General features: G+C 62.5%; 21 protein-coding genes. 13 read left to right on the top strand and 8 right to left on the bottom strand.

Annotation, left to right across the window (positions count from 1 at the left end):
* From H7225_RS09835 to H7225_RS09815, 5 genes are all read right to left on the bottom strand, one after another.
* Positions 1-254 (bottom strand): FlhC family transcriptional regulator (locus tag H7225_RS09835; RefSeq protein WP_290661324.1); only part of this gene is annotated, 254 nt, incomplete at its 3' end.
* Positions 255-282: 28 nt separating this feature from the next.
* Positions 283-603 carry a flagellar transcriptional regulator FlhD gene (gene flhD / locus H7225_RS09830; RefSeq protein WP_290661322.1) on the bottom strand — a complete coding sequence of 107 codons (321 nt, stop codon included), beginning with the start codon at positions 601-603 and terminating at the stop codon, positions 283-285.
* A gap of 264 nt (positions 604-867) precedes the next feature.
* A complete protein-coding gene (locus tag H7225_RS09825; protein ID WP_290661320.1) occupies positions 868-2,055 on the bottom strand; it encodes an acyl-CoA desaturase in 1,188 nt (395 codons plus the stop codon).
* 1 nt (position 2,056) lies between these two features.
* Positions 2,057-3,208, bottom strand: a complete 1,152-nt coding sequence (locus tag H7225_RS09820) for an acyl-CoA desaturase (RefSeq protein ID WP_290661318.1) — start codon at positions 3,206-3,208, stop codon at positions 2,057-2,059.
* Between the two features lie 25 nt (positions 3,209-3,233).
* Positions 3,234-4,373 (bottom strand): iron-sulfur cluster-binding domain-containing protein, encoded by a 1,140-nt coding sequence (locus H7225_RS09815; RefSeq protein WP_290661316.1) that lies wholly within the window; start codon positions 4,371-4,373, stop codon positions 3,234-3,236.
* A gap of 238 nt (positions 4,374-4,611) precedes the next feature.
* Between H7225_RS09815 and H7225_RS09810 the strand changes: the two genes are divergently transcribed.
* The 9 genes from H7225_RS09810 (at position 4,612) to H7225_RS09770 (ending at position 15,902) form a co-directional block, all read left to right on the top strand.
* The gene (locus H7225_RS09810) at positions 4,612-5,325 is read left to right on the top strand and encodes a transposase (protein ID WP_290661314.1); all 714 of its coding nucleotides are present in this window, start codon (positions 4,612-4,614) and stop codon (positions 5,323-5,325) included.
* Positions 5,326-5,496: 171 nt separating this feature from the next.
* The gene (locus tag H7225_RS09805; RefSeq protein WP_290661312.1) at positions 5,497-10,269 is read left to right on the top strand and encodes a glutamate synthase-related protein; all 4,773 of its coding nucleotides are present in this window, start codon (positions 5,497-5,499) and stop codon (positions 10,267-10,269) included.
* Between the two features lie 29 nt (positions 10,270-10,298).
* Positions 10,299-11,774, top strand: coding sequence for a glutamate synthase subunit beta (locus tag H7225_RS09800; protein WP_290661310.1), 1,476 nt, complete (start codon positions 10,299-10,301; stop codon positions 11,772-11,774).
* A 102-nt stretch (positions 11,775-11,876) separates the two neighbouring features.
* Complete coding sequence (locus H7225_RS09795) at positions 11,877-12,725, top strand: ABC transporter ATP-binding protein (protein WP_290661308.1); 849 nt, start codon at positions 11,877-11,879, stop codon at positions 12,723-12,725.
* On the top strand, positions 12,725-13,507 hold the full coding sequence (mlaE, locus tag H7225_RS09790; RefSeq protein WP_290661326.1) for a lipid asymmetry maintenance ABC transporter permease subunit MlaE: 783 nt from the start codon (positions 12,725-12,727) through the stop codon (positions 13,505-13,507). Before H7225_RS09795 ends, mlaE begins: the two co-directional genes overlap by 1 nt.
* Before the next feature lie 33 nt (positions 13,508-13,540).
* Complete coding sequence (gene mlaD / locus H7225_RS09785) at positions 13,541-14,023, top strand: outer membrane lipid asymmetry maintenance protein MlaD (protein ID WP_290661306.1); 483 nt, start codon at positions 13,541-13,543, stop codon at positions 14,021-14,023.
* A gap of 17 nt (positions 14,024-14,040) precedes the next feature.
* Positions 14,041-14,886: a VacJ family lipoprotein gene (locus tag H7225_RS09780; RefSeq protein ID WP_290661304.1), complete on the top strand. Its 846-nt coding sequence runs from the start codon at positions 14,041-14,043 to the stop codon at positions 14,884-14,886.
* Between the two features lie 33 nt (positions 14,887-14,919).
* Entirely contained in the window at positions 14,920-15,609 is a 690-nt protein-coding gene (locus tag H7225_RS09775) for a phospholipid-binding protein MlaC (RefSeq protein ID WP_290661302.1), read from the top strand.
* A 5-nt stretch (positions 15,610-15,614) separates the two neighbouring features.
* Positions 15,615-15,902 carry an STAS domain-containing protein gene (locus H7225_RS09770; protein ID WP_290661300.1) on the top strand — a complete coding sequence of 96 codons (288 nt, stop codon included), beginning with the start codon at positions 15,615-15,617 and terminating at the stop codon, positions 15,900-15,902.
* Between the two features lie 14 nt (positions 15,903-15,916).
* Here the strand turns inward: H7225_RS09770 and zwf are convergent, their stop codons facing one another.
* Positions 15,917-17,374 (bottom strand): glucose-6-phosphate dehydrogenase, encoded by a 1,458-nt coding sequence (gene zwf, locus H7225_RS09765; RefSeq protein WP_290661298.1) that lies wholly within the window; start codon positions 17,372-17,374, stop codon positions 15,917-15,919.
* 71 nt (positions 17,375-17,445) lie between these two features.
* Between zwf and tal the strand changes: the two genes are divergently transcribed.
* Together tal and pgi are read left to right on the top strand one after the other, a co-directional pair.
* Positions 17,446-18,405 (top strand): transaldolase, encoded by a 960-nt coding sequence (gene tal, locus H7225_RS09760; protein ID WP_290661296.1) that lies wholly within the window; start codon positions 17,446-17,448, stop codon positions 18,403-18,405.
* Positions 18,406-18,422: 17 nt separating this feature from the next.
* On the top strand, positions 18,423-20,063 hold the full coding sequence (gene pgi / locus H7225_RS09755; protein WP_290661294.1) for a glucose-6-phosphate isomerase: 1,641 nt from the start codon (positions 18,423-18,425) through the stop codon (positions 20,061-20,063).
* 1 nt (position 20,064) lies between these two features.
* On the opposite strand, the gene rpoH is transcribed toward pgi, so the two are convergent.
* Positions 20,065-20,991 carry an RNA polymerase sigma factor RpoH gene (rpoH, locus tag H7225_RS09750; RefSeq protein ID WP_290661292.1) on the bottom strand — a complete coding sequence of 309 codons (927 nt, stop codon included), beginning with the start codon at positions 20,989-20,991 and terminating at the stop codon, positions 20,065-20,067.
* 185 nt (positions 20,992-21,176) lie between these two features.
* Here rpoH and H7225_RS09745 point away from each other — a divergent pair, with 185 nt between their 5' ends.
* On the top strand, positions 21,177-21,875 hold the full coding sequence (locus H7225_RS09745; protein ID WP_290661290.1) for a YkgJ family cysteine cluster protein: 699 nt from the start codon (positions 21,177-21,179) through the stop codon (positions 21,873-21,875).
* 167 nt (positions 21,876-22,042) lie between these two features.
* On the top strand, positions 22,043-22,858 hold the full coding sequence (gene ppk2, locus H7225_RS09740; protein WP_290661288.1) for a polyphosphate kinase 2: 816 nt from the start codon (positions 22,043-22,045) through the stop codon (positions 22,856-22,858).
* On the opposite strand, the gene H7225_RS09735 is transcribed toward ppk2, so the two are convergent.
* Positions 22,855-23,784 (bottom strand): tRNA-dihydrouridine synthase, encoded by a 930-nt coding sequence (locus tag H7225_RS09735; RefSeq protein ID WP_290661286.1) that lies wholly within the window; start codon positions 23,782-23,784, stop codon positions 22,855-22,857. The genes ppk2 and H7225_RS09735 overlap by 4 nt on opposite strands.
* Positions 23,785-23,819: the final 35 nt, after the last annotated feature.

Here is a 23,819-nt window from a genome sequence, read left to right as displayed (position 1 = left end):
TTGTTCAGGTACTCATGGATGTTGAGGAACAAGCTGGCGTGGATGTTGGGCTGCCAGGTCATGAACCAGTCGGTCGAGAAGGGCAGTTGGCCCTTGGAAGGCGACTTGCCAGACACTTCCTTGTACAGGCGCAGCAAGCGCTCGTAAGAGATGTCGGTCTCCGACTCCAGCACTTGCAGACGGGCACCCAGGCCGATCAAGGTGACAGCGCGGTCGATTTGCTTGGCTTCGGTCAACAGGCTCTTGGTGCGCATGGTGCAGGCTCCGGTCAGTGAATGGGGATCAGGCGGCTTCTTGATGACGGCCGGCCATCAGGATGTTGGCGTGCAGGCGGGTGACATCGCTGGAGCCCGACTTGCCGTGGTTGGTCAGCAGGGTCCAGACCAGGTCATCGTCGACACGCATGCGGCACAGCAAGGTGTTGCTCGATGCAATCTTCAGCACCTGGGCGGGCGACAGCATGGCAATCATGTTGGCGGCCGCTTCCGACATGCCCAAACGGAACAAAGCTTGTTCGCGGTCGGCGCGGATCAGGCTCTGGGCCAGCATCAGGTACGACAGATTGGTTTCGCGGATTTCCATCAGGATTTGGTCGGCGTTCATGGGGTGCTCCAGGTGTCTTACTGCGGGTGGGGGTGGGATTTGCGTCTCACCATGGAATGGATTCTGCGCAGTCACCGGGGATAACTGAATAGGGTGGCCGCTGTAAGGCACGTCGGGTCTGCGCTGCGTGTCGTGTAGGAAGAAATCTGACAAAGCGGTTTTGTCGGCCGCAGAAACAGGCCAAAAACCATGCAGAAAAAAGCCCGGCAATGCCGGGCCAGTCTCACGATGTGAACGCCTGCGCAGGGCAAGCCGTGCCGTGCATCACGAAGTGGCGTGGGCTGCCACTTGCGCCGCGTTGGCCGGCCGCGACATCGGGCTTCGGCCGCCCGGAAAACTGTGTCGAAGCACGCGCCACAGCACCGTCGTGAACTGCCTCGCCAGGCTACCTGTGTTGTAAGGCACGCCATATCGGCCACAGATCTCACGCACGCGGGGTGCGAACTGGGCGTAGCGGTGCGAGGGCAGGTCCGGAAACAGGTGATGCTCAATCTGGTGGCTCAGGTGCCCGGTCATGAAATTGAAGACCTTGCCGCCGCTGATGTTGGCCGAGCCCATGCATTGCCGCAGGTAATACTGCCCCTTGGTTTCGCCCTTCAGATCAGTTGGGTCGAAGGTGTGGATTTGGTCGGTGAAATGGCCACAAAAAATGGTCACAAAGGTCCACAGGTTGCGGATCACATTGGCGACCAAATGGCCCAGCAGCGAGGCACCCAGGCCTGCCCAGAAACCATGGCCCAGCGCCACGCTGACAACACCGCCCAGCAGGGGCCACAGCAGGTAGTCTTTTTTAATCTGGCGCCATATCTTGGCTCGGGCGGCCGGCCACAGTCTGGCGATGTTCACCTTGGTGGCCGCGCGGTCGTTGCGCAATTGCTCAAAAGCCATGTTGTGGATGCCGATGGCCCATTCAAAGATGAAGGCCACGATCACCATGTACAGGGCCTGCACCGCATGCCGTTTTTCCCACGGCGTGTCGCTGGACAGGCGCAGAAAGCCATACCCAAAGTCGCGGTCAATGCCCTCGACGTTGGTGTAGTAATGGTGCATGTGGTTGTGGGACTCTTTCCAGTTCTGCTGGCTGCAGACGGTGTCCCAATCGCAGGTGATGCCTTCAAAACGCGGATCATTCAGCCAGCTGTACTGGCCGTGCATCACGTTGTGCCCGAACTCCATGTTGTCGATGCACTTGCTCAAACCCAACAACACCGCGCCCAGCAGCCCGATGGGCCAACCGATGGCGGCCAAGGTCAGCAAGGCTCGTCCGGCCGACTCCAATCCACGGATCAAATACAGCACGTGGCGGATGTAGCGCGAATCGGATTCGCCCAGGCTGGCCTTGAAATCAACGCGGACCTGGTCGATCTCGCGCGCAAAAGCGTCGAACTCCGCCGCGGTCTGGGGCCCAGGCGTGATCCGCATGGTCAGACGGCTGACGGCGCTGATGCTCATGTCATGCGTTCTCGGGCATGATTGATTCGACTTCGATGTGCACGGCCTTGTGCGGGCCGCCCGGCAGGCTGTAGCGCGCCACGCGCTTGAGCACCGTCATCAATTGCCAGGCGAACTTGCCCGTGTTGTAAGGCACGCCGTACTTGGCGCACACCGCCTGCACCTTGGGTGCCATGGCGCCGTAGCGGTTGGCAGGGATGTCTGGAAACAGGTGGTGCTCAACCTGGTGGCTCAGGTTGCCGCTCATGAAGTGCATCCAGCGGCCGCCCTGGATGTTGGCCGAACCCAGGATCTGGCGCAGATACCACTGGCCGCGCGATTCGTTTTGAATCGATTTCTTGCTGAAGGTGTAGATGTCGTCGGTGAAGTGGCCACAGAAGATGATGGCCCAGGCCCACACATTGCGGATGATGTTAGCGGCGAAGTTGCCCACCAGCACCGCAACGCCAGCGTCCACCGCGTGACCGAAAGGCATGGCAAGGGCGGCGGCCAGCAAAGGCCAGGCGGCGTAGTCGCGCAGGAACTGACGCGCAAATTTCTGGCGCACCACGCGCCACTGCGGTTGAACGTCTGCCCACTTCTTGCGGCCGATCACCACCTTGTCCATTTGCATGTCGTGCACGGCCACGAACCATTCAAAGTAAAGCGCCAGCAGGGCGGTCAACACCAGTTGGAAGGGGTGCAGCCAGCTCCAGCGCAAGTCGTTGGACAGGCGCAGCAGGCCGTAGCCAAAGTCGCGGTCCATGCCGATGACGTTGGTGTAGGTGTGGTGTACATAGTTGTGCGCATGGCGCCATTCCGAGGCCGGGCAGGTGTTGTCCCAGTCGAAGGTGTCGCCATGGAAGCGCGGGTCGTTCATGAAGTTGTACTGGCCGTGCATCACGTTGTGGCCCAACTCCATGTTGTCCACGATCTTGGAGATGCCCAGCAGCAAGGTGCCCAGGAACAAGGTGGGCGGGAACCAGCCGAACAGCATCAGCGCGCGGCCCAACGCCTCGGTCACGCGCACCGTGCGCAGCACCTTGCGGATGTGTTGGGCATCCTGCTCGCCGACGAGTTTGCGCGCCTCGTTGCCAATGGCGTCCAGGTCGCGTTGAAAGGCGTCCATCTGTTCGATGGATCTGGGGCCGATCTGCTTGGTGTGTTGGTTCATGGTCGTACCTGCAAGGCTCAATCAATCAATTCATGGATTCAAGGTCAAGGTCGCTCATCGCCGCACTGACGCACAGGCGGATGGGCTGGCCTTCGCCATCGATGCGGGTGCCGGAGGTCAGGTCGCGCACGCTGCCACTGCGCAAGCGGCAGGTGCATTCGTGGCAAATGCCTTGGCGGCAACCGTGTTTCAGTGTCAATCCGGCGGTTTCGCCCGCGATCAGAATGGTCTGGTCGCCGGCAGCGGAGAAGCTGCGCGTCTGGTGGGCACGCTCCATCTGCACGGTGTGCACCGCGTGGGTGTCGCCGCTGGGTTTGGCTGGCGCAAAAGCTTCCAGGTGAAGTTGCGCGCTGGTGCCCGCGTCCAACCACAACTGGCGGGCGGCGTCCATCAGCGGGGCAGGGCCGCAGCAATAGGCTGGCACCTGGCGCCATTGCGGCACGGCCTGGTCCAGCAGGGCGGTGTCCAGCACCTGTTGTTGCGCCTGGGCGCTAGGCACATTGACGGTGTTGGCCACGCTGTCGATGGCGACGTAGTTGAACTGTGGCCAGCTTTGCGCCATGTCGTCCAGGGCCTGCGCAAAGATGCGGTCCTGGCGGCTGCGTGCAAAGTAAATCAGGGTGGCGCGGGTGGTGGCCTGGCTGCGCAGCAGGTGCTCCAGCATGGCCATGCAAGGCGTGATGCCACTGCCGCCGGCCATCAGCAGGATTTCAGCGGGCGCGGTGGCTGGCAGGGTGAAGGCGCCGCCAGCGTGGTCGATTTCAATGATGTCACCGACCTTGGTGTGTTCGTTCAGGTGGTTGGACATTAGCCCGCCAGGCTGGCGCTGCACGGTGATGGCAAAGCGGTCCCGGTGCCCGTCGATGCTGCGGGGTGAATAAGCGCGGCGGTGGCGCACGCCTTGGATGACCACGCTGAACAAGATGAACTGGCCAGGCTTGAGGCCACGGAATGCGGAACCGGCTTGCAGCACCAAGGTGGTGGCGCCCGGGGTCTCGGATTGTTTGGCGATGACCCGCGCATGCAGGCGCGTCACGGTCAGCAGGGGGCTGAGGAGGCTGAGGGTGTCGTCGAAGGCCAGCGGGCTGATGCCCCAATGCGTCAGCCACCCTGACACGCGGCCCATGGCCGATGGCGTCAACGAGGGTGAAGAAGAATCAGCCATCAAAAGGAACTCCAGACAACAAAACCAACAGCTCGATCAAAATGAGTTGTGTACAACGGCAACCGTTCATTTTAACGGTGCTTGTATAAGAGGCTACAAGCCTGGGGGTTTTGAGGCATCGGGGGAAGTCCTTGAAATCTCGGGGTTCCCCCGCAAACAAGGGGGTTCCGTCCTTCTGTCACAGGGGATGACTTTTGCTTGAGAATTGGGGGTCAGACCCGAATCAAAGGAGTGACTCATGGCGCGCATGCCACGTTTGAGTGGTGCCGGCTGGCCCCACATGGTGGTTCAGCATGTGCACGAAGGCCAAGCCCTCGTGCGGGATGAAACCGACGTCGCCTTGCTGCTGCGCACCTTGACGGAGGCCGCCAGAGAGGAATCGGTGGCCATTCACGCCCATGTCATCGCCATTGACCACCTGCACCTGCTGGCCACGCCGTCTACCGACGAAGGCCTGAGCCGGTTGATGCAGTCGGTGGGGCGGCGCTATGTGGCGGCCTATAACCGGCGCCATGACCGGCGTGGAGGTTTGTGGTCGGGGCGTTACCGTTGCACGGTGATCGAGGCGGCGCGGTACTTGCTTGATTGCATGGTTTTCATTGAGCAGCATGCTTTGCGGACGGGTGCGGTGCAGCAATTGGCGGAAGACCACTGGTCCAGTGTGGGGCACCACCTTGGCTTGCGGGTGGATCCCTTGATTCAGGACCATCCGCTTTATTGGGCCCTGGGCAACACGCCCTTTGACCGAGAGGCGGCTTGGCGCAAACGCCTGGAGCAGGGCTTGTCGCACAGGCAGGTGTCAGATTTGGCGAATGCAACGCACAAGGGGTGGGCTTTGGGGGGTGATGACTTTCTTCAGAAAGTTCAGGTGGCGCTGGGGCGGCCTGTCCAGCCCAAACCTCGTGGACGACCTCGGCGGCTCAGCCCGGTGGTGGATGTGGCGCCGAAATAGGGCGTTTGCCTGCAAATTCAGTGATGTGTCCCTAATTAAATCCCCTGAACCTGTCGTTGATAAGTTAATTGTGGTCTGACCCTATTAAATGAACTTGAAATTGCTTGCCCCGCGCAGTATCCTCGGGTTTCTTTGCCGTTGTTTTATCTCCACTCACCTCTGGAGCGCGCCATGAACCAGGCGACTTCGGGAACTCAGTTCCCCACCTCAACCGCAGCGTCGAGCTCGGCCACCAAACAAGAAATCCTGCATGCCGCCGAGCATGGGATATATGCCAACGCTGAGCACGACGCCTGTGGCGTTGGCTTCGTGGCGCACATCAAGGGCCTGAAAGCCCACAGCATCGTGCGCCAGGGCTTGCAGATCCTGGAAAACATCGACCACCGGGGTGCCGTGGGCGCTGACCCGCTGATGGGCGACGGTGCCGGCTTGCTGATCCAGATCCCGGATGAGTTCTACCGCGCCGAAATGGCCGCGCAGGGCGTGGACCTGCCCCCTCCGGGCGAGTACGGCGTCGGCATGATCTTCTTGCCCAAGGAAAGCGCCTCGCGCCTGGCGTGCGAGCAAGAGATGGAACGCGCCATCAAGGCCGAAGGCCAGGTGCTGCTGGGCTGGCGTGATGTGCCGGTCGATCGCGACATGCCCATGTCGCCCACCGTGCGCGAAAAAGAGCCGGTCATGCGCCAGGTTTTCGTGGGCCGTGGTCCGGACATCCTGGTGCCCGATGCGCTCGAGCGCAAGCTTTACGTCATCCGCAAAACGGCGTCCAGCAAGATCTCCAGCCTGAACCTGACGCATGGCGGCGAGTACTACGTGGTGAGCATGTCGTGCCGCACCATCATCTACAAGGGCCTGCTGCTGGCCGACCAAGTGGGCAAGTACTACTTGGATCTGGCCGATGAGCGCGTGACCTCGGCCCTGGCTTTGGTGCACCAGCGCTTCTCGACCAACACCTTCCCAGAATGGCCTTTGGCCCACCCCTACCGCATGGTGGCGCACAACGGTGAGATCAACACCGTCAAGGGCAACTTCAACTGGATGCGCGCCCGTGAAGGCGTGATGAAGTCGCCCGTGCTGGGCGATGACCTGAAGAAGCTCTACCCCATCAGCATGGATGGCCAGTCCGATACCGCGACTTTCGACAACGCGCTCGAACTGCTGACCATGTCGGGCTACCCGCTGGCGCAAGCCGCGATGATGATGATCCCCGAAGCCTGGGAGCAGCACGCCACCATGGACGAGCGCCGCCGCGCTTTCTATGAATACCACGCCGCCATGATGGAACCCTGGGACGGCCCGGCCGCCATGGTCTTCACCGATGGCCGCCAGATCGGCGCCACGCTGGACCGCAATGGCCTGCGGCCCGCCCGTTTCATCATCACCGACGACGACCTGGTAGTCTTGGCCTCCGAGTCTGGCGTGCTGCCCATCCCCGAGCACAAGATCATCAAGAAGTGGCGTTTGCAGCCCGGCAAGATGCTGCTGATCGACTTCGAGCAAGGCCGCATCATCAACGACGAAGAGCTCAAGGCCCAGTTCACGCAGGCCAAGCCTTACCGTCAGTGGATCGAGAACGTCCGCATCAAGCTGGACACCATCGAGGCCAGTGGCAGCGTGGGCGAGTTCAGCGAATCACTGCTTGATCGCCAGCAGGCTTTTGGCTACACCCAAGAAGACGTCAAGTTCCTGATGGCCCCCATGGCCACCAATGGTGAAGAAGCCACCGGCTCGATGGGCAATGACTCGCCTCTGGCCGTGCTGTCGGACAAGAACAAGCCGCTGTACAACTACTTCAAGCAGTTGTTCGCGCAAGTGACTAACCCGCCGATCGACCCAATCCGCGAAGCCGTGGTGATGTCGCTGGTGTCCTTCATCGGGCCCAAGCCCAACCTGCTGGACATCAACGCGGTGAACCCGCCGATGCGCCTTGAAGTGTCCCAGCCCGTGCTGGACTTCAACGACATGGCGCGCCTGCGCAACATCGACAAGCACACCGGCGGCAAGTTCAAGCCCTACCAGATCGACATCATCTATCCGCTGGCCTGGGGCCACGAAGGTGTCGAAGCCAAGCTGGCCTCGCTGTGTGCTGAAGCGGTTGAAGCGATCCAGTCGGGTCACAACATCCTGATCATCAGCGACCGCAAGATGGACCGCAGCAACATCGCCATCCCGGCCTTGCTGGCGCTGTCGGCCATCCACCATCACCTGGTCCGCAAGGGTTTGCGCACGTCGGCGGGCCTGGTCGTTGAGACCGCCACGGCGCGCGAAGTGCACAACTTTGCCGTGCTGGCCGGTTATGGCGCCGAAGCCGTCCACCCCTACCTGGCGATGGAGACTTTGGTGTCCATGCACAAGGACCTGGGCGGCGATTTGTCGGCCGACAAGGCGATCTACAACTACGTCAAGGCGATCGGCAAAGGCCTGTCCAAGATCATGTCCAAGATGGGCGTGTCGACCTACATGTCTTATTGCGGCGCGCAATTGTTCGAGGCCATCGGCCTGAACAAGGACCTGATCGACAAGTACTTCCGCGGCACGGCCACGCAAGTGGGCGGCATTGGCGTGTTCGAGGTGGCCGAAGAAGGCATCCGCACCCACAAGGCCGCTTTCGGTGCCGATCCGGTGCTGGAAAGCATGCTCGACGCGGGTGGCGAGTACGCCTGGCGTACCCGTGGTGAAGACCACATGTGGACGCCCGACGCGATCGCCAAGCTGCAGCACAGCACGCGCGCCAACAAGTTCGACACGTACAAAGAGTACGCGCAGATCATCAACGACCAGTCGCGTCGCCACCTGACCTTGCGCGGCCTGTTCGAGTTCAAGATCGACCCGGCCAAGGCCATTCCGGTTGAAGAGGTTGAATCGGCGGCCGACATCGTCAAGCGCTTTGCCACGGGTGCGATGTCGCTGGGTTCGATCAGCACCGAAGCCCACTCCACGCTGGCACTGGCGATGAACCGCATTGGCGGCAAGAGCAACACCGGCGAAGGCGGCGAAGACGCCGCACGTTATCGCCAAGAGCTCAGGGGCATCCCGATCAAGCAGGGTACGAAGGTGTCCGAGATCATCGGCGCCAATGTCGTTGAAGTCGACTACGAGATGAAGGCCGGCGACAGCCTGCGTTCCAAGATCAAACAGGTGGCGTCGGGCCGCTTCGGTGTCACCACCGAATACCTCACGTCCGCCGACCAGATCCAGATCAAGATGGCCCAGGGTGCCAAGCCCGGTGAGGGCGGTCAGCTGCCTGGTGGCAAGGTCTCCGACTACATCGGCAAGCTGCGCCACTCGGTGCCGGGCGTGGGCCTGATCTCGCCCCCGCCGCACCACGACATCTACTCGATCGAAGATTTGGCCCAGCTGATCCACGATCTGAAGAACGTGAACCCCGTGGCCGACATCTCGGTCAAGCTGGTGTCCGAAGTGGGCGTGGGAACGGTGGCGACCGGCGTGGCCAAGGCCAAGGCCGACCACATCGTGATCGCGGGCCACGACGGCGGCACGGGCGCTTCGCCCTGGTCGTCGATCAAGCACTGCGGCACGCCGTGGGAACTCGGCCTGGCCGAGACCCAGCAAACCCTGGTGCTGAACCGCCTGCGCGGCCGCATCCGCCTGCAGGCTGATGGCCAGATGAAGACCGGCCGCGATGTCGTCATCGGTGCCTTGCTGGGCGCTGACGAGTTCGGCTTTGCCACCGCACCGCTGGTGGTCGAGGGCTGCATCATGATGCGCAAGTGCCACCTGAACACCTGCCCGGTGGGCGTGGCCACGCAAGATCCGGTGCTGCGCAAGAAGTTCTCTGGCAGGCCCGAGCACGTCGTCAACTTCTTCTTCTTTGTCGCCGAAGAAGCGCGCCAGATCATGGCGCAACTGGGCATCCGCAAGTTCGACGAATTGATCGGCCGTGCCGACCTGCTGGACACCCGCAAGGGCGTTGAGCACTGGAAGGCCAAGGGCCTGGACTTCACCCGCGTGTTCGCGCTGCCGCCGGTGCCTGCCGACGTGCCGCGCCTGCACGTGTCGACGCAAGACCACGGCCTGGACAAAGCTCTTGATCTGCGCCTGATCGAGAAGTCTCGCGCTGCCATTGAGCTTGGCGAGAAGGTTCAGTTCATGGAGGAAGCCCGCAACGTCAACCGCACCGTCGGGGCCATGTTGTCGGGTGAGTTGATCAAGCACCATCCTGAAGGCTTGCCAGACCAGACCATCTTCATCCAGATGGAAGGCACGGGCGGCCAATCGTTCGGCGCCTTCCTGGCCAAGGGCATCACCCTGTACCTGATCGGTGAGGCCAACGACTACACCGGCAAGGGCCTGAGCGGTGGCCGCGTGGTCGTGCGCCCCAGCATCGACTTCCGTGGCAACGCGGTCGAGAACATCATCGTGGGCAACACGGTGCTGTACGGTGCCACCAGCGGTGAGGCCTTCTTCCGTGGTGTGGGGGGCGAGCGCTTCGGCGTGCGCCTGTCGGGTGCCACCGCGGTGGTTGAAGGCACGGGCGACCACGGGTGCGAATACATGACGGGCGGCACCGTGGTGGTGTTGGGCCAGACCGGTCGCAACTTCGCGGCCGGCATGTCCGGCGGCGTGGCGTATGTCTACGACGAAGACGGTCAGTTCAACAAGCGCGCCAACCTGGCCCAGGTCACCCTGGAAAAGGTGCTGACCGCCGCCGACCAGCAAGCCGATGGCATCCCCTTGCACAACGGTGTGGCCGACGAAGCTTTGCTCAAGAAGCTGATCGAAGACCACCACCGCTGGACCGGATCTTTGCGTGCGCGCGAGATCCTGGACCAGTGGAGCACGTTGCTGCCCAAGTTCGTCAAAGTCTTCCCGCACGAATACCGCCGCGCCCTCACCGAGATGGGCGCCAAACAAGAAACCGTCGCCACCATCGCCAAAGCCAAGGACGATGTGAAGGCCAAGTCTGGCAAGGCCAAGGCCTGATCCGGCCAGACACACAGGAGTTCATCGACATGGGAAAACCCACCGGCTTTTTGGAATTTGAGCGTCTTGAAGAGGGCTACGCGCCCGTTGAGACGCGCGTTAAGAACTACAAGGAATTCGTCATCGGCCTCAAGCCCGAAGACGCCAAGATCCAGGGCGCGCGCTGCATGGATTGCGGCACGCCGTTCTGCAGCAGCGGCTGCCCGGTCAACAACATCATTCCGGATTTCAACGATCTGGTTTACCGCAACGACTGGAAGAACGCGATCACGGTGCTGCACAGCACCAACAACTTCCCCGAGTTCACCGGCCGCATCTGCCCCGCACCTTGCGAGGCCGCCTGCACCCTGAACGTCAATGATGACCCGGTGGGCATCAAGTCCATCGAGCACGCCATCATCGACAAGGCCTGGGCCGAAGGCTGGGTTCAGCCCCGCCCCGCGACCATCAAGACCGGCAAGAAGATCGCCGTGGTGGGCTCCGGCCCGGCGGGCATGGCGGCCGCACAACAACTGGCGCGCGTCGGTCACGATGTCACGGTCTTCGAGAAGAACGACCGTGTTGGTGGCCTGCTGCGCTACGGCATCCCCGACTTCAAGATGGACAAGGGCCACATCGACTTGCGCGTCAAGCAGATGGAAGCCGAGGGCATCGTGTTCAAAACCAATGTGATGGTGGGCGAGTTGCCAAAATCAGGGCCCGGCAGCAAGGTCACCAACTGGGCCAAGGAAACCGTTGTGCCCAAGCAATTGCAGGCCGATTTTGACGCCGTGCTGCTGGCGGGTGGTTCCGAGCAATCGCGCGACCTGCCTGTGCCGGGCCGCGAGCTGTCAGGCATCCATTTCGCGATGGAATTCCTGCCCATGCAAAACCGCATCAATGGCGGCGGCAAGGTCAATGATCAGATCATGGCCACGGGTAGGAACGTGATCGTGATTGGCGGTGGCGACACCGGCTCTGACTGCGTGGGCACCTCGAACCGCCATGGCGCGGCCAGCGTGACCCAGTTCGAAGTCATGCCCCGTCCGCCGGAAGAAGAAGACCGCCCCATGACCTGGCCTTACTGGCCGATCAAGATGCGCACTTCGTCCAGCCACGAAGAAGGCTGTGATCGCGAGTTCGCCATCGCCACCAAGGAATTCATCGGTGAAGGCGGCAAGGTCACGGGCGTCAAGACCGTGCGCGTCGAGTTCAAAAACGGCAAGTTCGAAGAAGTGGCGGGCAGCGAACAAGTGCTCAAGGCCGATCTGGTGCTGTTGGCCATGGGCTTCGTCAGCCCGGTTGACACCATCATCAGTGGCTTTGGCGTGGACAAGGACAACCGCGGTAACGCGCGCGCCAGCACTGACTTCATGGGTGGTTACGCCACCAATGTGGACAAGGTGTTCGCGGCGGGCGACATGCGGCGGGGCCAATCCCTGGTGGTGTGGGCGATCCGCGAAGGCCGCCAGGCTGCCCGTTCGATCGACGAGTTCCTGATGGGCGCGTCCGATTTGCCACGTTAACTTCTCCGGTTGTGGCGCCTATCCATCGGCGCCACAACGAGGCGGCGGGGAATCCCCTATCATCCAATGGCCGGTGCTTGCTCACCGGCCAATTTTTTTGCCATGACCGCCGACACGTCTCCCGCTTCAGATAACGCTTCACCCCCCCAGTCTCCCGACGTGCTCGTGGAGCTGTGCGGTGTCACGTGCGGTTACGGCGACCGGATCATTCTGTCGGACATCAATCTGGTGGTGCCGCGTGGCAAATTGGTGGCCTTGATGGGCACCTCGGGCGGCGGCAAAACCACGGTGCTTCGCCTCATCGGGCGCCAGTTGTCACCCATCAAAGGCCAGGTGCTGATCAACGGCGTGGACATCGCCACGCTGGATGCCGACGGGCTGATGGCCGCGCGCCGGCGCATGGGCATGCTCTTCCAGTTTGGTGCCTTGTTCACTGACCTGTCGGTGTTCGAGAACGTGGCCTTTCCGCTGCGCGAGCACACCCGCCTGCCAGAGTCCATCGTCCGCGACTTGGTGCTCATGAAGCTCAATGCCGTTGGCCTGCGTGGCGCTCGTGACCTGATGCCCAGCGAGGTGTCTGGCGGCATGGCCCGCCGTGTGGCCCTGGCGCGCGCCATGGCGCTCGACCCCGAGTTGATGCTTTACGACGAGCCTTTCGCCGGCCTGGACCCCATCTCCATGGGCGTGGCCGCGCGCCTGATCCGCGAATTGAACGACACCATGGGCCTGACCAGCGTGCTGGTGTCCCACGATGTGGACGAATCATTCCTGATCGCCGACCACGTGGTGCTGCTGGCCAATGGCCGCATTGCCGCACAAGGCACCCCGGCTGAATTGCGGGCCAGCGAAGACCCTCTGGTCAAGCAATTCGTGACCGCCGCCCCGGACGGCCCGGTGCGCTTTCACCATCCTGCCGTCGATGCGGGCCAGGACTTCGGAGTTCGTGGATGATGAAAGCTTGGTCTCCTGCCAATGTGGGCTACGCCTTGCGCAGCAAGATCGCCGACGTGGGTTACGGCACGCGCCTGTTCTTGCGTTTGCTGGGATCGCTGTTGCCCACCGTCAAACGTGGGCGCCTGCTGAGCGAACAGGTCCACTTTTTGGGCAACCATTCGCTGGCCATCATCACGGTCTCGGGCCTGTTCGTGGGTTTTGTGCTCAGCCTGCAGGGCTACTACATCTTGCAGCGTTATGGCTCCAGCGAGGCCTTGGGCCTCATGGTGGCCCTGTCGCTGGTTCGCGAACTCGGCCCAGTGGTGGCGGCCCTGCTGTTCGCCGGTCGTGCCGGCACCTCGCTCACGGCCGGCATCGGTTTGATGAAGGCGGGCGAGCAACTGGCGGCCATGGAAATGATGGCGGTCGATCCCATCCAGCGGGTGCTGGCGCCACGGTTCTGGGGCGGCGTCATCGCCATGCCCTTGCTGGCCGCAGTGTTCTCTGCCGTGGGCATCTTTGGCGGCTGGGTGGTCGGCGTGGTCATGATCGGTGTGGATTCGGGGGCGTTCTGGTCCCAGATGCAAGGTGGGGTCGACGTCTGGTATGACGTGGGCAATGGCCTGATCAAGAGTGTGGTGTTTGGTCTGACAGTGACCTTCGTCGCCCTGTTGCAGGGTTTTGAATGCCAGCCCACGCCCGAAGGGGTGTCCCGGGCCACGACGCGTACCGTGGTGGTGGCCTCGCTGGCCGTGCTGGCGCTGGATTTTGTACTGACGGCCATGATGTTCTCGGTCTGATTGGACCGACGGACGCGGCACGGAGAAAAAACAATGCAACGATCTAAATTTGACGTGTGGGTGGGCCTGTTCGTGCTGTTGGGCGCGGCGGCCATCCTGTTCCTGGCGCTCAAGGCCGGCAACCTCCTGACCTTGTCCTTTGACCCGACTTACATGGTCACGGCCCGCTTCGACAACATCGGCGGGCTCAAACCCAAAGCGGCCGTCAAAAGCGCTGGCGTCGTGATTGGCCGCGTGCAGTCCATTAAATTCGACGACAAGGCCTTTCAGGCCAGTGTTGAAATCGCTTTGAACAAGGGCGTGAGCTTTCCAAAAGACAGTTCCGCCAAAATCCTTACGGCAGGTTTGTTGGGCGAGCAGTACATTGGCCTGGAGCCAGGCTACGAGCAAACCAATCTGGCGCAAGGTGACGCCATCAAAACCACCCAATCGGCCCTCGTGCTTGAAAACCTGATCAGTCAGTTTTTGTACAGCAAGGCGGCGGACGGCGGTGGTGCTTCGGGAGATAAGAAGTGAATCCAAGGCCGGTTGAATTGACCGTTCCCCTGCAGCGCGCGACCTGGGCCAAAGGCCTGGGCGGTCTGCTCATCGTGTCAACGGCCTTGCTGCAAGGTTGCGCCACACGCCATAATCCAGACCCGCTCGAGTCCATGAACCGCAAGGTTTTCTCGTTCAACCAGGCGCTGGACGACAACCTGCTCAAGCCCGTGGCCACCGGCTACAAGGCCGTGACGCCCCAGCCGTTTCGCACGGCCATCAGCAATTTCGGCGGTAATTTCAAAGACCTGTGGTCGGCCCTCAACCTTTTTCTGCAAGGCCATCCGGGCGACGGTGCCACGCAGATCATGCGGGTCAGCGTCAACACCACCTTCGGTTTGGCGGGTTTGATCGACATTGCCACGCCGATGCGCCTGGAGCGTCATAACGAGGATTTCGGGCAAACGCTGGGCGTCTGGGGCGTCAAGCCTGGCGCTTACATCGTCTGGCCTTTCCTGGGCCCATCGACCTTGCGCGATTCGGTCAGCATTCCGGGTGACCTGTACTTCAGCCCCCGCTTGGTGATCAGCGATGACGCGACCGCCAATGCCGTCTCCATCCTCCAGGTGATCAATGCCCGCGCCAGCGTACTGGACGTCACCAATCTTTTGGGTGACGTGGCTCTTGACCCTTATTCTTTCGTGCGTGATGCCTATTTGCAGCGCCGCCAGAGCCAGGTTTACAACGGCGAGCCCCCTGAAGAAGACTACGAAGACTATGACAGCGAGCCTGCTGCCGCCCCGGTGGCCCCGCAATCCAAGGTCGAGTCTTCAAACCCCCGCTGGCCTGACATCACCTTGGCGGAGCTGCAAGGTCTGCGCGCGGACGAGTTCGTGCGTTAAGACAGCATGACCATCATCCTTAGGACGAAGATCTTGAACATTTCAAAGCTTTCCACCCGCACTGTGTTGCGTTCCGTGGCGTTGGCCATGGCTGTGGCCTCGGCCAGTTCGGCCGTGCTGGCGCAAGCCGTCGCGGCGGCACCTTCCGACTCAAGCGCCACGACGGGTGCCCAGACGGCCGACCTGTTTGTCAAAAGCATCACCGCTGATCTGATCAACACCGTGCGCAGCGACAAGGCCATTCAGTCCGGTGATCTGCGCAAGGCGATTGCCTTGGTCAACAGCAAGGTGCTGCCCTACGTCGACTTCCAGCGCATGACGGCGTCGGCCGTGGGCCGCAACTGGCGCCAAGCCACGCCTGAGCAGCAAAAGCGCCTGCAAGAAGAGTTCCGCACCTTGCTGACCTACACCTACGCCGGTGCCGTGGCCCAGATCAAGGACCAAGTGGTGGAGTTCAAGCCGGTGCGTTCGCGCCCGGAAGACACCGAAGTGATCGTGCGCTCGCTGGTGCGTGGCAAGGGTGACCCTGTGCAGATCGACTACCGTGTTGAAAAGGTCGGCGATGGCTGGAAGATCTACGACGTCAATGTGCTGGGTGCCTGGTTGGTGGAAGCCTACCGCAGCAGCTTTGCCCAGGAAGTGACGGCCTCTGGGGTGGATGGCCTGATCGCCAAATTGGCCGAGCGCAACAAGCAACTGGCCGCCAAAAAGCCAGCAGGTTGATTCCGATGCTGATGTTGCCCGCTGTCTTGACCCACGCTCAGGTGGGTGCCACCTTGCGTTTGTTCCGCGAGACGCTGGACCGCGCGGCGGCAGCGGGCTCCGGTGAGGCCGCCATGCTGACCGTGGACGGCTCCACCCTGGAGCAGTTTGACTCCAGCGCTTTGGCGGTGCTGCTGGAATGCCAGCGCATGGCCCGGGTTAAAGGCCGGGCTTTTTCGGTGCAATCGCTGCCCAAAAAGCTGCAGGAACTGGCGCGGCTTTACGGCGTTGATGGCTTGCTGCAATCAGTCTGAGTGCTGATCGGGGATCAGCACTCTTCTTCTGCCCACGCAAAGCCGTCGCGTGCCACCAGCGCACTGGCCGCCGGAGGGCCCCAGGTGCCGGCGGCATAGGGCCGCAGGCCATTGGGATTGGCCGCCCAGGCATCCAGAATAGGCTCAACCCACCGCCAGGCTTGCTCCTGCTCGTCGGAGCGCACGAAAAGGTTCAAGCGGCCCGCCAGGGCATCCAGCAGCATGCGCTCATATGCACCCACGCGGTCGGTCGGAAACGCCTTGTCAAAGTCAAGGTCGAGCGAGACCGGTGACAGGGTCTCGTGCTCGGCACCAGACACCGTCCCTTTGGCCGCCAGCAATTGCAACTCCAGGCCGTCTTCAGGCTGCAGCTTGATCACCAGCTTGTTGGCCGCGTTGGGCCCCGGAAAGATGGGGTGCGGTGTGGGCTTGAAATTGACCACGATCTCGGCCTGCCGCTGCGCCAAGCGCTTGCCGGTGCGCAGGTAAAAGGGCACGCCCGCCCAACGCCAGTTCTGGATCTCGCAGCGCAAGGCCACGAAGGTTTCAGTGTGGCTGCCAGGCGGCACCTTGCTCTCTTCGGCATAGCCGATGGCGGCATGGCCGTCGACATTGCCGGCCCGGTACTGGCCACGCACCACGTCTCGTGCCACCGTGATCGCGTCAAACGGTTTGAGCGAGCGCAGCACCTTGAGTTTCTCGTCGCGGATGGCATCGGCGTGCGCGCTGGACGGCGGCTCCATGGCGATCATGGTCAGCAACTGCAGGGCGTGGTTCTGGATCATGTCGCGCAGTGCGCCGGTGCGGTCGTAGAAATCGCCGCGCGTGCCCACGCCCATGCTCTCGGCCAAGGTGATCTGGATGTTGGCGATGCTCTCGCGCCGCCACAAAGGCTCGAACAGCACGTTGCCAAAGCGCAAGGCCATCAGGTTCTGCACCGAAGGCTTGCCCAGGTAGTGGTCGATGCGCAGGGCTTGCTGTTCGGAGAACACCGAGCGCACGACGCGGTTGATTTCCTGGGCGCTGGCCAAGTCGTGGCCCAAGGGCTTTTCAAGCACCACGCGCACGCGATCATGGTTCAAGCCGCAGGCGCCCAGCTGTTCGCAGATGGACGGGAACAGGTGCGGGCTGGTGGCCAGGTAGATGAGCACCGTGTCGGCGCCTCGGGAAGCCAGCCATTCCTTGAGCCGCTGGTAGTCCGTGGGTTGCGACAAGTCCATGCGCAGGTAGTGGATCAGCGCGGAGAAGCGCGCGAACTCGTCTTCGCTGGGCCGCTTGGCGCTCTCGGCTTCCTGCAGTCGATCCTTCAGCCAGGCGCGGTAGCCGGCGTCGTCCCGGTCATCGCGCGCCACGGCCAGGATGCGGCCATGGGCGGGCAGCTTGCCATGTCGCCATGCCTGGAACAAGGCCGGCATGAGTTTGCGCCAGGTCAGGTCGCCGGTGCCACCAAAAAAAACAAGGTCAAAAGACATGGCTCAGGAGGGTGTAAAAAAGTGGAAAATCAAGCTCACGATAAAACAATTTGATAGCAAGAGCTCACTTCATGGCTTCCCAACTCGATCAACTCAAGCAATTCACCACAGTCGTGGCCGATACCGGCGACTTCAAGCAGTTGTCACAGTTCACGCCGCAAGACGCCACGACCAACCCTTCGCTCATCCTGAAGGCGGTGCAAAAGCCCGACTATGCGCCCTTGCTGGCCGACACCGTGGCCGCGCACCGGGGCGAAGCCCTCGATGCCATCGTGGACCAGGTGCTGGTGCGGTTCGGATTAGAGATCCTCAAGGTGGTGCCCGGCCGTGTTTCTACCGAGGTGGATGCCCGCCTGAGCTTTGACACCCAGGGCACTTTGGCCCGAGCCCGCCGCATCATCAAGCTGTACCAAGCCGCGGGCATTGACCGCGCGCGTGTGCTGATCAAGATCGCCTCAACCTGGGAGGGCATTCAAGCCGCCCGTGAGTTGGAGCGCGAAGGCGTCCATTGCAACCTGACCTTGTTGTTTGCCTTCTGCCAAGCGCAGGCTTGTGGTGACGCGGGCGTGCAACTGATCTCGCCCTTCGTGGGCCGCATCTACGACTGGACCAAAAAAGCCGCTGGCAGCGCCTGGGACGAGGCCGCCAACGCGGGTGTCAATGACCCCGGCGTCGAGTCGGTGACGCGCATCCACGCTTATTACAAGCAGCAGGGCATCCGCACCGAGGTGATGGGCGCCAGCTTCCGCAACGTGGGCCAGATCCTGGCCTTGGCGGGTTGCGATCTGCTCACCATCAGCCCCGAGTTGCTGGCCCAGTTGCAGGCCACCGACGCCTCCAGTCAGCCGGTGCAAAAGCAGTTGGGCGGGGCAAACATCGGCAGTGCTGCGCCGCTGCCACCCTTGACCGAGTCCGCTTTCCGCTTCGCCCTGAACGATGACGCCATGGGCACCGAGAAACTGGCCGAAGGCATCCGCGCGTTCGCCGTTGATTCGGCCAAGCTCGACGCGCTCATCGAAGCGCAGCGTTGATCAGCGGAATGGTGGGCATGACATTTCCACGCTGTGATCAAACGGTGGCCTGGCAGGCCTTGAAAGGGCATTTCGAGGCACATGGTCGCGCCCTGGATTTGCGCGACTTGTTCGCCCAGGATCCCCAGCGCGCGGAGCGTTTTGCTTTCGAGGCTGCGGGTGTCTTTGTGGATGCCTCGCGTGCCCACTGGGACGTGGCCACCACCCGCCATCTGCTGGACCTGGCCCGTGAATGCGGCATCGAGGCCCGGCGCGATGCCATGCTGGCCGGCGAGCCCATCAATCAGACCGAAGGGCGAGAAGTCCTGCACACGGCCTTGCGGGCGCCCCGGGGCCAGGCGCCTCACAGCGACCTGGTGCACAACACCTTGGACCAGATGCTGGCGTATGTCGAGGGCATTCGCGCCACGGCGGGCGGCCTGGCCAGCGGTGACATCCACGACGTGGTCAACATCGGCATTGGCGGCTCCGACTTGGGGCCGCAGATGGTGGTGCCTGCGCTGGATCCCTATGTGCACCCGCGTTTGAGCTTTCACTTTGTGTCCAACGTCGATGGCCATGATCTGGCGGCGGTGCTGCGCCGGGTGCGGCCCGAGCACACGCTGTTCATCATCGCCTCCAAAACCTTCACCACCCAGGAGACCATGGCCAACGCGCAAGCCGCGCGCCAGTGGTTTTTGGACCAGGGTGGGCAGGACATTGCCCGGCATTTCGTGGCCACCACCACCAACGTGGAAGGCGCGGCCGACTTTGGCATCACCACCACGTTTGGTTTCTGGGATTGGGTGGGCGGGCGATTTTCGATGTGGTCGTCGATTGGCTTGCCGATCGCATTGGCCTTGGGACGTGATCACTTCAAGGCCTTGCTGGCGGGCGCCCACGCCATGGACCAGCACTTCGCGCAGGCACCGCTTGAATCCAACTTGCCGGTGTGGCTGGGCCTGCTGGACGTGTGGTACCGCAACTTCAAGGGCTACTCCAGCCATGGCATCGCGCCGTATCACCATGGGCTGAGGCGCTTGCCCGCTTACCTGCAGCAGTTGCTGATGGAGAGCAACGGCAAGAGCGTGGACCACGATGGTCAGCCTTTGCCTTACGCCACCAGCGACGTGGTGTGGGGCGAACCGGGTACCAATGGCCAGCATGCTTTCTTCCAGATGCTGCACCAGGGCTCCGATGTGATCCCGCTGGAGTTCATTTTGGTCAGGAAAGCCACGCACCGCGATGCGGGCCAGTGGTCACCCGCGCTGCAGGCCCTGATGTTGCATCAGCACCAGGTCTTGCTGAGCAATGGCCTGGCGCAGGCGCAGGCCTTGATGTGGGGCAAGACCCAAGCTGAGGCCGCGCAGGAGACCGTGCCCACGGCGTGCAGCAGCGTGCCAGTGGATGTGCTGGCGCGCCACCGCACATTTGCGGGCAACCGCCCCAGTCTGACCCTGGTGCTGGACCAGCTCACGCCCGAATCATTGGGCGCACTGGTGGCGCTTTACGAGCACCGCACTTTCGTGAGCGGTGCGCTGTGGGGCATCAACTCGTTTGACCAATGGGGTGTGGAGCTGGGCAAGGCGCTGAGCAAGACCTTGCTGCCACGCTTGGCCACCGGCGATGTCTCCGGGCTGGACGCTGCCACCGCGGCCCTCATCGGGCGCTTGCGGTGAATCAGGCGGTTTCCGATTCGCTCAAAGCCTTGCGCATTTTCTTCATCGCGGCCACTTCGATCTGACGGATGCGCTCGGCGCTGACGCCGTAGTTGGCCGCCAGGTCGTGCAGCGTCATGCCGCCCGAGCCGTTGTCGTTGACCTTGAGCCAACGCTCTTCAACGATGCGGCGGCTGCGGTCATCCAGCTGGTTCAAAGCGTGGGTGATGCCGTCGCTGGCCAGCCAGTCGCGGTGGTTGGCCTCGATGACGCGGGTGGGCTCATTGGCATCGTCCGACAGGTAGGCCATGGGGGCGGCAGGGCCCTCGTGGTCGTCGTCGGCCGGGGCTTCGAGCGCCACGTCGCCACCCGACATGCGGGTTTCCATCTCGATGACGTCTTCCGGACGCACATCAAGGTGGTGTGCCACGCGCTGGATCTCGGATTCACTGAAGCCCATGCGGCCCACGTGGGCGTCGTCGGCGTCACCCTTGTACTGGTGTTTGAGCGAGCGCAGGTTGAAGAACAGCTTGCGCTGGGCCTTGGTGGTGGCCACCTTGACCATGCGCCAGTTCTTCAGGATGTATTCGTGGATCTCGGCCTTGATCCAGTGCATGGCGTAGCTGACCAGGCGCACGCCCTGATCGGGGTCGAAGCGCTTGACGGCCTTCATCAGGCCCACATTGCCTTCCTGGATCAGATCGCCCTGGGGCAGGCCGTAGCCCGTGTACTGACGCGAGATGGACACCACCAAGCGCAGGTGGGACAGCACCAGGCGCCCGGCGGCCTGAACATCGCCTTCCGAACGGAGCTTGCGCGCCAGATCTTGCTCTTCTTCCACCTTGAGCATGGGGATGTCTTGCACGGCGCGGATGTAGGCATCCAGGTTGCCCAGCGAGGGAACCAGGGTCCAGGGATCACGGGTGGTCAAGACGGTAGCGGCAGTCATCGTTGGCGTCCTTTCGGAATCATCCTTAGCATTGATCGGAAATGTTAGCACTCTATTGCTTAGAGTGCTAAGGCCGGAACAGTTCCCCCTTGCAGCGCTTTCAAAAAGTTGCAAGGCGCGCAAACGCCAGGGCCGATTCAGCGTCAGAGTTTGCTATCTTGGGCTCCCTGCAAGGAGAATTCCCCATGTCCGAAGAGCGGATGCTTGAACACGCGCGGCCCGAGCTGGCCAAGGCGAGTGAAGACCTTCAAAAATTCACCATGCGGGAATCCGTGGTGCGGTTTTACGCTCGCCACGAAGCGCGTCTGCACCACGCTGTTCAAGCGTCGCCCCAGGCCTTGGCTTGTGAGGCTGGGTGCAGCTTCTGCTGTCGCCAGTTCGAGGTCGTGGCCCACCCCTTCGAGGTGTTCGAGGTGCAGGCCTATGTGACCCGGCATTTCACGGCGGCGCAGTTGCGCGGCACGATCGAGCGGGCCACCCGCAACGTGAATGAGCGCAAGGCCGCGACCGAGGCGGCCCGGCTCACCTTGAGGCCGACTTGTCCCTTCCTGGTCGATCACAGTTGTTCCGTTTACTCGGCCCGCCCCTCGGTGTGCCGCAACTACCATTCGACGGACAAGGACAATTGCCAGAAGTCGTTCGAGGACCCCTTCAGCACCTGGCCCAACACCTACGCAGACGAGGTTTTCCACACGGCCATGGGCAGTTCGGCGGGTTTCAAGAAGGCGGTGGAGGAGTTGGGGCTGGACACCCGCACCTACCATTTGTCATCGGCCTTCCTGGAGGCCATGCAAAGCCCCGACAGCGCCAAGCGCTTCAAAAGCGGAAAGCGGGCGTTCTTGAAGGCGACGACCGCCAACTTTGAGGCCGGAGCGGCCTCGTAGCCGATAGCTGCGGCGAGAGTTGGCCAAGGCGAGCTACCAGCCCAGCGCCACCAACCTGGCTGCTCGATCGCGCTGCTTGCAGCATGACGCGCATCCGAGATCTGCGGGGTGGTGCCCTGCGCATGCGGGTTATAAAGGCTGCTCCACCACTTCACTGAGCAGGTGCCATGGGCAGCAACAGCAGCAAATCGGCCAAGTCCGACGATCCTTTGGGCAAGCCGCAATACAGCGATTTGCTGGCGCCTTTGCAGGTGGAGCTCAACAACCTGGCGCGCTGGGTGCAGCACCATCAAAAGCGTGTGCTGATCGTCTTTGAAGGGCGGGACACGGCGGGCAAGGGCGGCGCCATCAACGCGATCAGCGAGACGCTCAACCCGCGCCTGTGCCACGTGGTGGCGCTGAGCAAACCCACCGAGATCGAGCAGGCGCAGTGGTACTTCCAGCGCCATGTGGCGCACTTGCCTGCCGGCGGCCACATCGTGCTGATGGACCGCAGTTGGTACAACCGTGCCGGGGTCGAGAAAGTGATGGGCTACAGCAGCGATGAGCAGGTGCAGCGCTTCCTTAAGCAGGCGCCTGTGTTTGAAAAGCTGCTGGTGGACGATGGCATCTTGCTCTTCAAGTACTGGCTGACGGTGGACCAGGCAGAGCAGGAGCAACGCATGGCCGAGCGCTTGAACGACCCGCTCAAGCGTTGGAAGTTGTCGCCCATCGACCTGGAAGCGCGCCTGAAGTACAAGGAGTACGGGCAAGCCCGAGACGCCATGCTGGAGGCCACGCACACCAAGCATGCACCTTGGACGCTGGTTGATTTCAACGACCAGCGGCGTGGGCGCTTGACTTTGATCCGTCACCTGCTGGACCAGTTGCCCGACTGCCAGGTGCCCGAGGCCGAGCTGGCGTTCCCGCCATTGCCCGGCAAACCGGCCAAGGAGGAATTTGGCGGGCCGGTCAAGCCCATCCCCTCGGTCAAGACGGCTTAGGCAAAGAGGATCTGACCCACCAGCGTGTGGTCGTTGGTGGTGCGAACGCGGCCATAGGCTTCTTCCGCTTCCGGGTAGTGGCGGCGCAGAAAGTTCAGCCACTGCTTGATCCGGCCAGCCCGGTGCCGTGGTTCGACGCGGGTTTGGATCAGCCTCCAGAATTCGGCCATCAAGGGCAGCAGTGATGACCAGGGCAGACCAGCGTGCCCGGGTGTGGCAATGCTGAGCGCCAGCCCGGGATTGACCACCATGCCGCGCCCCAGCATCAGGTCCTGGCAGCCCGAGGCCTGCTGGCAGCGGCGGGCATCGTCCACGTTCCAGATCTCGCCATTGGCCACCACGGGGATGCCCACGGCCAGTCGGATGTCGTTCACGCGGCCCCAGTAGGCGGGCGGGCGGTAGGCATCGGCGCGGGTGCGGGCGTGCACGACCAGCTCTTCGGCGCCGCCGCTGGCCAAGGCCTGCGCGCATTCCACCGCCAGCGAGTCGTCGAGGTAGCCCAGGCGCATCTTGGCCGACACGGGCATGTCGGCCGGCACGGCGCGGCGCACGGCCGACACGATGGCGTGCAGCAGTTCGGGGTCGACCAGCAAGGCCGCGCCGCCGCCATGGCGGTTGACGACTTTGGCGGGGCACCCGAAGTTCAGGTCAATGCCTGCCGGGCCCAGGGTGGCCAGCCGGGCGGCGTTTTCGGCCATGCAGTTGGGGTCGGAGCCCAGCAATTGCGCGCGCACCGGCACCCCCGCGTGCGTGCGGCCGCCATTGAGCAGTTCCGGCACGATGCGGGTGAAGACCCGCTCGGGCAGCAATTGGTCGGTGATGCGGATGAACTCGGACACGCAGCGGTCGATGCCACCCACGCGGGTCAGGATGTCGCGCAGCGGGAAATCCAGGAGGCCTTCCATGGGCGCGAGCAGGATGGTCATGAAAAATTCAGGGAGGGAGGAGCCGGGGCGTAGTG

Source organism: Aquabacterium sp., from assembly GCF_014378415.1.
In the GTDB taxonomy this organism is placed as follows: Bacteria; Pseudomonadota; Gammaproteobacteria; order Burkholderiales; family Burkholderiaceae_C; genus Aquabacterium.
Note: the sequence above shows the minus strand (reverse complement) of the source record. Positions and strands in the feature narration are given on the sequence as shown.

Excerpts from the sequence above, each read along its gene's own strand:
- flhD (WP_290661322.1), bottom strand. The coding sequence starts at position 603 with ATGAACGCCGACCAAATCCTGATGGAAATCCGCGAAACCAATCTGTCG.
- H7225_RS09825 (WP_290661320.1), bottom strand. The coding sequence starts at position 2,055 with ATGAGCATCAGCGCCGTCAGCCGTCTGACCATGCGGATCACGCCTGGG.
- H7225_RS09820 (WP_290661318.1), bottom strand. The coding sequence starts at position 3,208 with ATGAACCAACACACCAAGCAGATCGGCCCCAGATCCATCGAACAGATG.
- H7225_RS09815 (WP_290661316.1), bottom strand. The coding sequence starts at position 4,373 with ATGGCTGATTCTTCTTCACCCTCGTTGACGCCATCGGCCATGGGCCGC.
- H7225_RS09810 (WP_290661314.1), top strand. The coding sequence starts at position 4,612 with ATGGCGCGCATGCCACGTTTGAGTGGTGCCGGCTGGCCCCACATGGTG.
- H7225_RS09805 (WP_290661312.1), top strand. The coding sequence starts at position 5,497 with ATGAACCAGGCGACTTCGGGAACTCAGTTCCCCACCTCAACCGCAGCG.
- H7225_RS09800 (WP_290661310.1), top strand. The coding sequence starts at position 10,299 with ATGGGAAAACCCACCGGCTTTTTGGAATTTGAGCGTCTTGAAGAGGGC.
- H7225_RS09795 (WP_290661308.1), top strand. The coding sequence starts at position 11,877 with ATGACCGCCGACACGTCTCCCGCTTCAGATAACGCTTCACCCCCCCAG.
- mlaE (WP_290661326.1), top strand. The coding sequence starts at position 12,725 with ATGAAAGCTTGGTCTCCTGCCAATGTGGGCTACGCCTTGCGCAGCAAG.
- mlaD (WP_290661306.1), top strand. The coding sequence starts at position 13,541 with ATGCAACGATCTAAATTTGACGTGTGGGTGGGCCTGTTCGTGCTGTTG.
- H7225_RS09770 (WP_290661300.1), top strand. The coding sequence starts at position 15,615 with ATGCTGATGTTGCCCGCTGTCTTGACCCACGCTCAGGTGGGTGCCACC.
- zwf (WP_290661298.1), bottom strand. The coding sequence starts at position 17,374 with ATGTCTTTTGACCTTGTTTTTTTTGGTGGCACCGGCGACCTGACCTGG.
- tal (WP_290661296.1), top strand. The coding sequence starts at position 17,446 with ATGGCTTCCCAACTCGATCAACTCAAGCAATTCACCACAGTCGTGGCC.
- pgi (WP_290661294.1), top strand. The coding sequence starts at position 18,423 with ATGACATTTCCACGCTGTGATCAAACGGTGGCCTGGCAGGCCTTGAAA.
- rpoH (WP_290661292.1), bottom strand. The coding sequence starts at position 20,991 with ATGACTGCCGCTACCGTCTTGACCACCCGTGATCCCTGGACCCTGGTT.
- H7225_RS09745 (WP_290661290.1), top strand. The coding sequence starts at position 21,177 with ATGTCCGAAGAGCGGATGCTTGAACACGCGCGGCCCGAGCTGGCCAAG.
- ppk2 (WP_290661288.1), top strand. The coding sequence starts at position 22,043 with ATGGGCAGCAACAGCAGCAAATCGGCCAAGTCCGACGATCCTTTGGGC.
- H7225_RS09735 (WP_290661286.1), bottom strand. The coding sequence starts at position 23,784 with ATGACCATCCTGCTCGCGCCCATGGAAGGCCTCCTGGATTTCCCGCTG.